Source organism: Streptomyces sp. NPDC006326 (assembly GCF_040612915.1).
Classification (GTDB): domain Bacteria; phylum Actinomycetota; class Actinomycetes; order Streptomycetales; family Streptomycetaceae; genus Streptomyces.
Window position 1 is genome coordinate 45,519 of record NZ_JBEXRC010000036.1, and the last position, 11,426, is coordinate 56,944.

Sequence of the window (11,426 nt, forward strand, 5' to 3'; positions counted from 1 at the left end):
CCACACATGAGTTCCCAGCGTTACGAGCTGATGTTTTCCGAGGGCCCCGAGGCGGGCGAGGACGTCGTCGTCGTGGCGCCCACCGGCCAGACGGGACCGGGCGGTCATCCGGTCTACGAGGACGCGACCGGCATCGTCCGGGCGGAGATCAGCGACCAGGGGGAGGTCCGCGTGCTGGCGTCCGGAGGCGCGCAGAGCCCGGCCAGGGTGGTGGGGGTCAAGGCCCTGCCCTGACGCACGCCGCGTTGAGCCGTACGGGTTGTCTTGGCCGCCCGTTCGGCCGCACCGCCCGAGCGCATGATCATCCTTTCGGTCCGCAGTCGCTTTGATGCTGGTATTCCAGCCGTGGGCGAACCGGGAGGGCTGCGTGGCCACGTCACCGACACCGACACCTACTTCGACGTCGAACCCGACGCGACGGAACAGGCTGTGGAGCGCGGTCGCCACGGTGGCCGGGGCGGCGCTCGTCATCGCCGCGGCCCCCGGCAGCCTGCCGGCGCCTGACATCCCCCGCTACTGGCCCACCGGCCAGGACGCGGCGCTGACGCTGCTGGTGGGCAGGACCCTGGACGAGGGCCGCGGCGGCGCCGCCGAGGGGTGCGCGGGGGAAGCGTCCCGCGCGGGACGGTGCACCGGCTGGCGCGAGGAGCGGGTGCGGGCCACCGCCCGGGGAGCGGGTTCCGTCCTGCGCGGCTCCGCCTCCCGCAAGACGGGGCAGGCGGGGCGCGCGGTGATGCTGCCCACCGACGCGGGCGGCCCGCTGCACATCGCCCTCGCCGACCCCGGCCGGCTCACCGACGTCACCGTACGCGATGGACACGGGCGCTACGTGGGGGGCGAGCTCGCCCCGAAGAGCCGGCAGTGGACCAACACGGAGCCGCTGCGGGCCGGCGAGTCCTACACCGTCCGGGTCGGCGCGCAGGACGCCTCCGGGACCCCGGTCGGGGTGACCATGGCGTTCCGCACCGCCCCGCCCCCGCAGCGGGGCAGGCTCACCGTGGAGTTCGGGCCGCGGCCGGGGACCTACGGGGCGGGGCAGATCGTGACGGCCGCCCTGAGCCGCCCCGTTCCGGCCGCCGACCGCGCGGCGCGGGCCCGGCTGGAGCGGTTGCTGGAGGTGAGGTCGGAGCCCGCGGTGGAGGGTGCCTGGCACTGGGTCGACGACTCGACCCTGCACTACCGGCCCCGTACGTACTGGCCGGCCAACGCCGTGGTGCGGGTACGCAGCGGACTGGACGGAGTGGCGGTCGGCGACCACGGCTACGGCGGCCCTTCGGAGTCCGTGCGGTTCACCGTCGGGGACCGGATCGAGGCGGTCACCGACGCGGCGGCGCACGAGATGACGGTACGCCGCAACGGGCACGTGCTGCGCACCATCCCGGTCACGACCGGGAAGGCGGGCTTCCGGACCCGCAGCGGCATCAAGGTCGTCCTGAGCAAGGAGTACCAGGTCCGGATGCGCGGGGACAGCGTCGGCATCCAGCGCGGGACGAGCGAGTTCTACGACATGCCGGTCTTCTACGCGACGCGCGTGACGTGGAGCGGCGAGTACGTGCACGCCGCGCCCTGGTCGGTCGAGTCGCAGGGCGAGGAGAACGTCAGCCACGGCTGCACGGGCATGAGCACCGCGGACGCCGCCTGGTTCTTCAAGACCGTGCGGGAAGGCGACATCGTGGAGGTGGTGAACAGCGAGGGCGAGCCGATGGCCCCGTTCGACAACGGCTTCGGCGACTGGAACCTCGACTGGCGGGCCTGGCGGGCCGGCAGCGCCCTCAGCGCCGCGGCGGCCCCCGCCGCCGCCCCCGCGGGGGTCTCCGCCCGCAGCTCCGCCCGGCTGCGCCCCCTGACCTGACCCCTCCCCGTCCGGCGCCCGGCCTTCGCACCGCGGGGCGGTCAGGTGCCGGACGGGGTCGGCCGGCCGGTGGGCGTCAGCGGGGCGGTCGGCATCCCGGCGCCGTCCCGCAGACCGGCCAGGAACTCCTCGAAGGCCTCCACCGAACTGCGCCGGGGCTGCCAGCCCAGCTCCTCGTGGGCGCGCGAGGCGTCCAGCAGCGGCAGCCGCAGCACCGCGTCGAACAGGTCGGGGGACGCCGGGACCAGCCGCATGCGCCACGCCGCGGAGAGCCCGGCCCGCACGGCGGCGGTGGGCAGGCGCACGGGCTTGGCGGCGAAGATGCGGGCCAGGGCCGCGCCGTCCAGCGGCGGGCCCGCGGCGAGGTTGAACGCGCCGCGCACGGGGCGCAGCACCGCCTCGCGGTAGGCCGCGGCCGCGTCGTCGGTGTGCAGGGCCTGGAAGCGCAGCCCCTCCAGCTCCGGCACGAGGGGAATCAGGCCGGGGCGTACGAGGCTGCCGGGCAGCAGGCGGCCCGCGAAGATCCGGCGCTGCTCGGAGGCGGACTCCCGCTTGAAGAGGAAGGCGGGGCGCATCCGCACCACGCGGATGCCGGGGAAGACGGCCTCGTAGGCATCGAGTACGCGTTCCAGGTAGGCCTTCTCCCGGCAGTACGCGGCCTGCGGCCAGCCGTGGGTGGGCCAGGACTCGTCCACCGGACGGTGGCGGGGGCCGGGCGAGTACGCGCCGACCGACGAGGCGTGGACGAGGGCGGGCACCCCGGCGGCGGCCACGGCGTCGAAGACGCGGACGGAGCCGAGGACATTGGTCTCCCAGGTCTCGGCGGGGCGGTGGGTGGGCTGGAACTTCCAGGCCAGGTGGACCACGGCGTCCGCTCCGGCGAACAGCGGGACGAGGTCCTGGCCGCCGGGCTCGATGCTGACTGACCGCCAGTGCGTTTTGGGGGGCTGCCAGTTCGGGACCCGGCGCGCCAGGCCGGTGACGGAGGCCACCGCGGGGTGGTCGGCCAGGGCCTGGACCACGCTGGTGCCGACGTTGCCGGTGGCGCCGACGACCACCACGCGCAGGCCCTCTGCGGCCGGCTCGTCGGGGGCGGGTGCGGGCACGGGCACCGGGCCGGGTGCGGAGGCGGAGGTCATGGCGGCGGTTCCCTTCAGGAGGGTGCCCCGAAGGGGCTGCGGTCGAGGTGGTCGAGCAGGTCGCGGGGGTGCCGGTAGACGGAGCGGGCCCCGGCTTCCTCCAGGTCGCCGCGCGGGATGCCGCCGCAGAGCAGGCCGACGCAAGTGACGCCGGCCCGGGCCCCGGCCTCCATGTCCCAGACCGTGTCGCCGACGAGGACGGAGTCCGCGGCGTCCGCCCCGGCGAGCTCCAGGGCGTGGTGGACGGGATCGGGCGCGGGCTTGCCGCGGTCGACGTCGTCGGAGCTGCCGCTGTCGGTGATCGCGTCGTCCGCCCCGATGGCCCGCTTGAGGGCCCCGAGTTCGGCGCCGCTCGCCGAGGTCACGAGGACGACCCGCCAGCCCCGCCCGTGGAGTGCGCGCAGCAGCTCGTCGGCGGCGTCGATCCGGGGCAGCCGGTCGAAGTACGTGCCGTACAGGGTGTCGTGCGCGGCCTTGAGCGCCTCGTCCTCGTCCTCGTCGCGCCCGTCGCCGAGCAGATGGGCGAGCAGGTCCCCGCCGGGGAGGCCGATGGCGCGGTGGATGGCGTGCATGGGAACGTGGTGGCCGGCTTGGCGCAGCGCCTCCCACCAGCACGTGACGTGCAGGTGGTTGGTGTCGGTGAGCGTCCCGTCGACGTCGAACAGGGCAGCGCGGGTGGTCGTGCCCGGTGTCATGCCCGGTGTTCCGGTGCGCTGCCGTAGTAGACGCCGATCACGCGGTGGTAGTCCGCGTCGCCGAGGTGCCTGTCCTTGACGAATTCGGGTGCGTGCTTGATCTGGTCGCGCGTGCGGTCGACGTGGATCTTCTGCTCCTCGGGGTCGATGCGCGAGACGGTGCCCGCGGGCAGGAGCACTTCCTTGCCGAAGATCCACGGGCCGGTGTCGACCACCAGGTAGGCGGCTCCGACCTCGTCGGAGTGCTTGTCCACCTTGCCGATGGTGCCGTCGACGGCCTCGACCTTGTACCCGGTCAGGTCGACGCCCTCCAGGCGGCCCGAGGTCTCACGGTATCCCCACAGATTGACGATCATGCGAGCGGCTCCTCTGTCCGGAATGACCGATGATGTTCACCGACGCGCCTGCCCTGTCCAGCCTGCACTATGCCGCCCGTCGGGCCGGGAGGCCGGGCCGTGTCAGCGGCCGCGGGGCGGGTAGCCGCCCCCTGGAAGGTCACCCCGAGCCCGGAAGGCCGACATGGGCACTCCCCCGCGCGATCCCGTACCCCCGAATCCCACTCCCGCGCCCGGTCCTGGGCCGGGACCGCAGCCCGGCCCTGTGCCCGGACCGGTGCCCGCTCCCGGCGGCCCGGATCCGGTGCCGCCGGCTCCGCCGCAGCCCGAGCCGGACCCGCAGCCCGATCCCGCGCCGCGGCCCGATCCGCACCCCCGGCCGGGGCCGCTGCCCGGGCCCCTGCCGGCGCCCGGACCGGCCACCTGAGCCGAACGCTCACCCGTCCGCCGGCGCGGGTTGCGGGGCCGGGCCAGCGTCCCCGGTCAGGCGCATGAAGGCCCGGGCGTCGTGGACGGCTGCGCCGCCCGTGTCGTTGTTGAAGTACGCATAGATGTCGGCGTCCGGGGGCCAGGTCTCGGCGATGCGGGCGGCCCACGACCGCAGGGCGGTCCTGCCGTACCGGGGGGCGGGACGGGCCCGGCCCGCGTGGAAGCGCACGTACCCCCAGTCGGTGGTGCGCCAGAGCGGGGTGACGGGGCGAGAATCCCGGTCCGCCCAGCACAGGGCCGCGGCCCGTTCGGTCAGGACCGCCCGTACGTCCGCGTTCCACCACGAGGCGTGACGGGGCTCCACGGCCACCCGGGTGCCCGCGGGGAAGCAGCGCAGGCACCTGTCCAGCGCCTGCGCGTCCGCGTGCAGCGTGGGCGGGAGCTGGAGCAGGACGGGGCCCAGGCGCTCGGCGAGGGCGCTGCTGTGCTCCATGAGCCGGTGCACCGGTTCCTCCGGGTCGCGCAGGCGTTTGATGTGGGTCAGGAAGCGGCTGGCCTTCACCGCCATGACGAAGCCGTCCGGGGTGCGCTCGCGCCAGGCCGCGAAGGTCTTCGGGTCGGGCAGCCGGTAGAAGGCGTTGTTGCTCTCCACGGTGCGGAAATGGCGCACGTACTCCTCCAGCCACAGCCGCTGCGGCCGGTCCTCGGGATAGAGGAGCCCCGACCAGTCGCGGTACTGCCATCCGGAGGTTCCCACGTGTACGGGCATGGCCTGCTACCCCGTCCTCTCCGGCGGCACCCGGTCATCCGATCCGGATTCCGCCTGACCGGCCCTGACCGGCCCTGACCGGCGCGTACCCGGCCCGCGGACGGGCAAGCCCCGGCCGCGGTCGCAGCGCGGGCCGCGGGCACCCGCGCGCCCCCCACGGGGCCCTCCCGGGTTTCATGCCGGGACTCAGCGGCAAGACGTGGCGCATGGTGCGAATCGGATACACGATGATGACCGAGCAGGCCGGCCCGCGTGAGCTGGTCGAGCACGTGGTCGGGGCGGAGCGGGCGGGGTTCGACTTCTGCGTGACCTCCGACCACTACTTCCCGTGGCTGGAGGCCCAGGGGCACGCCCCGTACGCCTGGACCGTGCTCGGGGCGGCCGCGCAGGCCACCTCGACGATCCCGCTGATGACCTACGTGACCTGCCCCACCATGCGCTACCACCCCGCCGTGGTGGCCCAGAAGGCGGCGACGGTGCAGGCGCTGTCCGGGGGCCGCTTCCGGCTGGGCCTGGGCTCCGGGGAGCGTCTCAACGAACACGTCGTCGGGCGTGGATGGCCCGCCGCGCACGTCCGCCTGGAGATGCTGGAGGAGGCGGTGGGGATCATCCGGGCGCTGTTCGAGGGCGGCACGGTCAGCCGTCACGGGCGCCATTTCGACGTGGAGAACGCCCGGCTGTGGGATCTTCCGGAGGAAGCTCCGCCGATCGGCGTGGCGGTCTCCGGGGAGCGCTCGTGCGAGCTGGCCGGACGGCTGGCCGATCTGGTGATCGCGATCGACCCCGAGCGCGAGCTGCTGGAGGCCTTCGCCCGCTCCGGCGGTGCCGGAAAGCCCGCCGTCGGCCAGTTGGCGGTGTGCTACGACACCGACCGTGACGCGGCCGTCAAACGGGCCCACGAGCAGTTCCGCTGGTCGGCACTGGGCTGGAAGGTCAACGCGGAACTGCCCGGTCCGGCCTCCTTCGAGCAGGCCTGCGAACACGTCCGCCCGGAGGACGTCGCGCAGGCCATTCCGTGCGGCGACGACGTCGAGGCGTTCGTCGAGGCGGTGCGTCCCTACGTGGACGCGGGCTTCTCCGAGGTCGCCCTCGTCCAGGTGGGCGGCGGCCACCAGGAGCCGTTCCTGGAGTGGGCCGAGTCCACACTGCTCCCGGCCCTGCGCGCGCTGCGGCCGTCATAGCCCGGGCCGCCACGGGCCCTCCGTCCGGCGCGTACGGCGCATCCCCGCTCCGACCGCGTTAGGCTCGGACGGGGCGCAGGAGAGGGATGATGCTGATGTGTCGCTGGCTCACCTACTCCGGTACGCCGATGCTTCTCGACGCGGTGCTCTACAAGCCGGAGCACTCACTGATCAATCAGAGTCTGCACGCGCGGATGGGCGTCGAGTCGACCAACGGCGACGGATTCGGCATCGGCTGGTACAGCGCCGATCCCGAGAGTGACGGGACACCTGCGGTGTTCCGTGACATCGGGCCGGCCTGGAACAACCGCAACCTACGCGAACTGGCCTCGCACGTGCGCTCGCCGCTGTTCTTCGCGCACGTGCGCGCCTCCACCGGTTCGGCCATCCAGCAGACCAACTGTCACCCGTTCCGGCACGGCCGCTGGCTGTGGATGCACAACGGAGCGATCACCGACTTCCACCGCCTGCAGCGCGACCTCTGCATGGCCATCGACCCGGCGCTGTTCCCCTACCTTGAGGGCTCGACGGACTCCGAGGTGATGTTCTACCTGGCCGTCACCTTCGGCCTGGACCAGGACCCGCCCGGGGCGGTCGCGCGGATGGTGGGCCTGGTGGAGCGGCTCGGCAAGGAGCACGGTGTCCCGGACCCCATGCAGATGACCGTGGCGGTCAGCGACGGCGCGCAGGTGTGGGCCTTCCGCTACTCCAGCGAGGGCAGGACCCGCTCGCTCTTCTACAGCAGCCGGGCGGAAACGGTACGCCAGCTTTATCCCGAACTGCCCTACCTGCGCAAGGTGTCCGACGACACCCGGCTGGTGGTCTCCGAACCGCTGGGTGACCTGCCCGGCGTGTGGAACGAGCTGCCCGAGGCGAGCTACGCGGTCGTACCGTCCGACGGCACGGTCGACTATCTGCCGTTCATTCCCGAACTGCCCTGAACCGTCCCCGCACTCCCCTGAAACCTCCCGGGCCCGACCCCTGGCCAAACGGAGTGGGCGTACGCGAAGATCGCGGCCGCATACGCCACCACTCCATCAGGGGAGACGTCTATGGCCCGCCGCACATCCCGCGGCCTGATCGCCGCGGCCACCACCACCGCGGCCCTGTTCGCCCTGGCCGGTCCGGTTTCGGCCCTGCCCTCGGGGGCGCCTTCCGAGGCCTCGCTGCCCCAGGCCCGCCTCTTCATGGTCAATCCGGTCCAGTCCTCCGGGGACCAGACGCTGACCGACGCGAAGGACTCCGCCGACGCCGTGCCCGCGTCGGCGTACGCCACGGCGGCGCTGCGCAATCTCGACGCCGGCGGATCGCTGTCCGGCAGGTGGGCGTACGTCCGCTCCGACACCGGCAGCGCCGCGAAGACCGCGGACGCGGGCGGCTACACCCGCGCCGACGACCAGTTCGAGCAGGTCATGGCGTATTTCTGGGTGAACGAGGCGCAGGAGTACCTCCAGGGCCTCGGCTTCGGCAGCGAGCTGCCGGGGGCCAACGACCGCGCCCAGCCGGTGCGGATCAACCAGTACGGGGCCGACAACTCCTTCTTCACCGACAAGAAGGCCGAGATCCGCTTCGGCAAGGGCGGGGTGGACGACGCCGAGGATGCCGAGGTGATCGTCCACGAGTACGGCCACGCGGTGCACAACGCGCAGGTCCCCGGCTTCGGCACCTCTCCGGAGGCCGGCGCCATCGGCGAGGCCTTCGGGGACTACCTCGCGGTCGAGGTCGGTGCGCACGCGGACGAGGTCCACGGGTGGCAGCGCAGGACGGACCTCGCGTGTGTCGCCGACTGGGACTCGACCGGGTACAGCGCGGCTCCGCACTGCCTGCGCCGCATAGACGGCGACAAGGTGTACGCGGACCGGGTGGGGGAGGTCCACGCGGACGGTGAGATCTGGTCGCGGGCGCTCTTCGACATCCGCGGGGCCCTGGGCGCCCGCACCGCCGACCGGATCATCGTGAACGCGCAGTTCGGCTTCCGCCCGGACACGAGCTTCCAGGACGCGGCACTGACGACGATCGCGACGGCGCAGCGCATGTACGGCAAGAGCGCGGCGGACGCGGTCCGCGCCGCGTTCCGGGCCCGGCAGATTCCGGGCGTCGGGTAGCCGCTGCATACGGTGTCGGTTCCGCGCCCGGTCGGCGGCCGGAACCGACACCGTGTCATATCGGGCTGTTTCCACGCCGATTCACCGCTCAGCGGACACCGATGCGCACCCTTCGGACAACAGAAGGTCAAATCCTTGTTGCGCACCTGTCAATGATCGGCCACTTCCTGGCACTCTCTCCTCCACTGCCCCCCACGGCCAGCCAAGGAGATCGAGTGACTCACCCCACGTCCTCAACCCCCACCTCCCCCAGCCGCATCCACGTGCTGCGCGCCGCCGCCCTCGTCGCCTCCGCCGCGATGGTCGCCCTCGCGGTGCAGAGCGGCCCCGCCCAGGCCTCCGCCGACCGCGAGGCCGGAGCCACGGCCGTCGCCCTGACGGGCTCGGCGCGCGCCTCCGCCATCGCGCAGGCCCAGACCGAGGCCACGGCCACCGCGAAGGCCATCGGCCTCGCCGCCGAGGAAGGGCTCGTGGTCCGGGACATCGTCAAGGACGCGGACGGAACCGTCCACACCCGCTACGAGCGCACGTACGCCGGCCTGCCGGTCCTCGGCGGCGACCTGGTCGTGCACACCGGGAAGAACGGCGCCCGCTCCACCACCAAGGCGACCTCGGCACGCATATCGGTCGACACCAAGACCGCTTCGCTCGCCGCTCCCAAGGGCGCCCGCAAGGTGGTCTGGGCCGCCGGCGGGACGCCGGTGCTCGCCTGGGAGACCGTCACCGAAGGCGTCGGGCACGACGGTACGCCGAGCGAACTGCACACCGTCACCGATGCCCGCAGCGGCAAGGTGCTCTACTCGTACGACGCGATCGAGACGGGCATCGGCGCGAGCGAGTACAGCGGCTCCGTCACCCTCGGCACGAAGGCCAACGGGTCCCAGTTCGAGCTGACGGACGGCGCCCGCGGCGGCCACAAGACCTACGACCTGGCCGGCGGCACCAACGGCACCGGGTCGCTGTTCCTCGACGCCGACGACACCTGGGGCGACGGCACCCCCGCCAACCGGCAGACCGCCGCGGTCGACGCGCACTACGGTGCGGCCGTCACCTGGGACTTCTACAAGAACGAGCTGGGCCGCCTCGGCATCCGCGGCGACGGCGTCGCGGCGTACTCCCGCGTCCACTACGGGAACGCCTACGTGAACGCCTTCTGGTCCGACTCGTGCTTCTGCATGACCTACGGCGACGGGGCGAACAACACCAAGCCGCTGACCTCGCTCGACGTGGCAGGCCACGAGATGTCGCACGGCCTGACCGCCTCCACGGCGGGCCTGCGCTACAGCCGGGAGTCCGGCGGGCTCAACGAGGCGACCTCGGACATCCTCGGCACCGCGGTCGAGTTCTACGCGGCCAACGCCTCCGACCCCGGTGACTACCTCATCGGCGAGAAGATCGACATCCGCGGCAACGGCACGCCCCTGCGCTACATGGACAAGCCGAGCCGCGACGGCGCCTCCGCGGACTACTGGGACCGCAACGTCGGCCGCCTCGACGTCCACAACTCCTCCGGCGTGGCGAACCACTTCTTCTACCTGCTGTCCGAGGGCAGCGGCGCGAAGACCGTCAACGGCGTGAGTTACAACTCGCCCACGGCGAACGGCTCCACCGTCACCGGGATCGGCCGGACCAAGGCGTACAAGATCTGGTACAAGGCGCTGTCCGTGTACATGACCTCCTCGACGGACTACGCGGGCGCCCGGACGGCGACCCTGCAGGCCGCCGCGGACCTGTACGGCTCCGGCAGCACCGAGTACCAGACGGTCGCCGCGGCCTGGACCGCGGTCAACGTGAAGTGACCCCGGCCGCCGTGTCGCGCCGCCCGTGCGGGCCGGCGCGGCACGGCGGGCCGCGGCCTCAGCAGATGCGCGGCAGTTGTTCCCCGATCGGCAGGTCCACCACGCGGGTCCCGCCGAGGCCGGTGCGGGCCACGACCAGCCCGGGATGGGCCTCGACCGCCTCGCCGACCACCGCCGCGTGCCGGCCGAGCGGGTGGGCGCGCATCGCGTCGAGGACCGCGTCGGCGTGTTCCCGCGGGACGAAGGCGACGAGCTTGCCCTCGTTGGCCACGTAGAAGGGGTCGAGTCCGAGGACCGCGCAGGCCCCGCGCACCGCCTCGGGGACCGGCACCCGGCTCTCCTGGACGACGACCCCGGTGCCCGAGGCGGCGGCGATCTCGCCCAGGGCCGCGGCCAGTCCGCCGCGCGTGGGGTCGCGCAGTACGTGCAGATCTGGCGTGACGGCGAGCATGGCCTGGACGAGCCCGCCCAGCGGCGCGCAGTCGCTCTCGACGTCCACGCCGAATTCGAGGCCTTCGCGGACGCTCATGATGGCCACCCCGTGGAGCCCGATCTCGCCGCTGACGATGACGACGTCGCCCGGTACGACACGCTGCGGCCGCAGGTCCACCCCGTCGGGGATCAGGCCGATGCCGGCGGTGTTCAGGTAGATGCCGTCACCGTGGCCGGCTTCCACGACCTTGGTGTCCCCGGTCGCCACCTCGACGCCCGCCGTGCGCGCGGCCGCGCCGAGGTCCTGGGCCACCCGGGCCACCACGGACATCTCGACGCCCTCTTCGAGGATGAACCCGCAGGAGAGGTAGGCGGCCCGGGCTCCGCTCATCGCCAGGTCGTTGACCGTGCCGTTGACGGCGAGGTCGCCGATGCTGCCGCCGGGGAAGAACAGCGGCCGCACCACGTACGAGTCCGTGGAGAAGGCCAGCCGGGCCCCGCCCAGGGTCACGGCGGCCGAGTCGCCGAGCTGGGCGAGGACCTCGCCGCCGAACGCGGGGGCGAAGACGTGCTGGACGAGCTCGGCGGACAGCGAGCCACCGCCGCCGTGGCCCATGACCACCCGCGGGCGGTCGCGCAGGGGGGCCGGACAGGTCCAGCCGGTGACGTCCAGCGGGGCGTCGGACACGG

General features: G+C 73.2%; 11 protein-coding genes. 6 read left to right on the top strand and 5 right to left on the bottom strand.

Annotated features, from left to right (window positions below; translation table 11 throughout):
- The first annotated feature begins 6 nt into the window (after nucleotides 1-6).
- Both ABZ128_RS25200 and ABZ128_RS25205 read left to right on the top strand, forming a co-directional pair.
- The gene (locus ABZ128_RS25200; RefSeq protein ID WP_356851079.1) at nucleotides 7-234 is read left to right on the top strand and encodes a DUF6296 family protein; all 228 of its coding nucleotides are present in this window, start codon (nucleotides 7-9) and stop codon (nucleotides 232-234) included.
- A gap of 133 nt (nucleotides 235-367) precedes the next feature.
- Nucleotides 368-1,852 (top strand): Ig-like domain-containing protein, encoded by a 1,485-nt coding sequence (locus ABZ128_RS25205; RefSeq protein WP_356851080.1) that lies wholly within the window; start codon nucleotides 368-370, stop codon nucleotides 1,850-1,852.
- A gap of 41 nt (nucleotides 1,853-1,893) precedes the next feature.
- Here ABZ128_RS25205 and ABZ128_RS25210 read toward each other — a convergent pair whose 3' ends face one another.
- From ABZ128_RS25210 to ABZ128_RS25225, 4 genes are all read right to left on the bottom strand, one after another.
- On the bottom strand, nucleotides 1,894-2,991 hold the full coding sequence (locus ABZ128_RS25210) for an NAD-dependent epimerase/dehydratase family protein (RefSeq protein ID WP_356851081.1): 1,098 nt from the start codon (nucleotides 2,989-2,991) through the stop codon (nucleotides 1,894-1,896).
- A 14-nt stretch (nucleotides 2,992-3,005) separates the two neighbouring features.
- Nucleotides 3,006-3,686, bottom strand: coding sequence for an HAD family hydrolase (locus ABZ128_RS25215; RefSeq protein WP_356851082.1), 681 nt, complete (start codon nucleotides 3,684-3,686; stop codon nucleotides 3,006-3,008).
- A complete protein-coding gene (locus ABZ128_RS25220; RefSeq protein ID WP_356851083.1) occupies nucleotides 3,683-4,042 on the bottom strand; it encodes a PRC-barrel domain-containing protein in 360 nt (119 codons plus the stop codon). Before ABZ128_RS25220 ends, ABZ128_RS25215 begins: the two co-directional genes overlap by 4 nt.
- A gap of 415 nt (nucleotides 4,043-4,457) precedes the next feature.
- A complete protein-coding gene (locus ABZ128_RS25225; protein ID WP_356851084.1) occupies nucleotides 4,458-5,219 on the bottom strand; it encodes a DUF72 domain-containing protein in 762 nt (253 codons plus the stop codon).
- Between the two features lie 206 nt (nucleotides 5,220-5,425).
- On the opposite strand from ABZ128_RS25225, the gene ABZ128_RS25230 reads away from it, so the two are divergent.
- The 4 genes from ABZ128_RS25230 to ABZ128_RS25245 all read left to right on the top strand — a co-directional run bounded on the left by ABZ128_RS25230 (nucleotide 5,426) and on the right by ABZ128_RS25245 (nucleotide 10,304).
- A complete protein-coding gene (locus ABZ128_RS25230; RefSeq protein ID WP_356851085.1) occupies nucleotides 5,426-6,400 on the top strand; it encodes an LLM class F420-dependent oxidoreductase in 975 nt (324 codons plus the stop codon).
- Nucleotides 6,401-6,495: 95 nt separating this feature from the next.
- Nucleotides 6,496-7,341 (top strand): class II glutamine amidotransferase, encoded by an 846-nt coding sequence (locus ABZ128_RS25235; protein WP_356851109.1) that lies wholly within the window; start codon nucleotides 6,496-6,498, stop codon nucleotides 7,339-7,341.
- 111 nt (nucleotides 7,342-7,452) lie between these two features.
- A complete protein-coding gene (locus tag ABZ128_RS25240; protein ID WP_356851086.1) occupies nucleotides 7,453-8,505 on the top strand; it encodes a M4 family metallopeptidase in 1,053 nt (350 codons plus the stop codon).
- Nucleotides 8,506-8,804: 299 nt separating this feature from the next.
- Nucleotides 8,805-10,304 (top strand): M4 family metallopeptidase, encoded by a 1,500-nt coding sequence (locus tag ABZ128_RS25245; RefSeq protein WP_356851110.1) that lies wholly within the window; start codon nucleotides 8,805-8,807, stop codon nucleotides 10,302-10,304.
- Between the two features lie 58 nt (nucleotides 10,305-10,362).
- On the opposite strand, the gene hypE is transcribed toward ABZ128_RS25245, so the two are convergent.
- On the bottom strand, nucleotides 10,363-11,424 hold the full coding sequence (gene hypE, locus ABZ128_RS25250; protein ID WP_356851087.1) for a hydrogenase expression/formation protein HypE: 1,062 nt from the start codon (nucleotides 11,422-11,424) through the stop codon (nucleotides 10,363-10,365).
- Nucleotides 11,425-11,426: the final 2 nt, after the last annotated feature.

What these genes read in the sequence shown, in the direction of transcription:
- ABZ128_RS25200 (WP_356851079.1), top strand. Translation starts at nt 7, where the DNA reads ATGAGTTCCCAGCGTTACGAGCTGATGTTTTCCGAGGGCCCCGAGGCG.
- ABZ128_RS25210 (WP_356851081.1), bottom strand. Translation starts at nt 2,991, where the DNA reads ATGACCTCCGCCTCCGCACCCGGCCCGGTGCCCGTGCCCGCACCCGCC.
- ABZ128_RS25215 (WP_356851082.1), bottom strand. Translation starts at nt 3,686, where the DNA reads ATGACACCGGGCACGACCACCCGCGCTGCCCTGTTCGACGTCGACGGG.
- ABZ128_RS25220 (WP_356851083.1), bottom strand. Translation starts at nt 4,042, where the DNA reads ATGATCGTCAATCTGTGGGGATACCGTGAGACCTCGGGCCGCCTGGAG.
- ABZ128_RS25225 (WP_356851084.1), bottom strand. Translation starts at nt 5,219, where the DNA reads ATGCCCGTACACGTGGGAACCTCCGGATGGCAGTACCGCGACTGGTCG.
- ABZ128_RS25230 (WP_356851085.1), top strand. Translation starts at nt 5,426, where the DNA reads ATGGTGCGAATCGGATACACGATGATGACCGAGCAGGCCGGCCCGCGT.
- ABZ128_RS25235 (WP_356851109.1), top strand. Translation starts at nt 6,496, where the DNA reads ATGTGTCGCTGGCTCACCTACTCCGGTACGCCGATGCTTCTCGACGCG.
- ABZ128_RS25240 (WP_356851086.1), top strand. Translation starts at nt 7,453, where the DNA reads ATGGCCCGCCGCACATCCCGCGGCCTGATCGCCGCGGCCACCACCACC.
- ABZ128_RS25245 (WP_356851110.1), top strand. Translation starts at nt 8,805, where the DNA reads ATGGTCGCCCTCGCGGTGCAGAGCGGCCCCGCCCAGGCCTCCGCCGAC.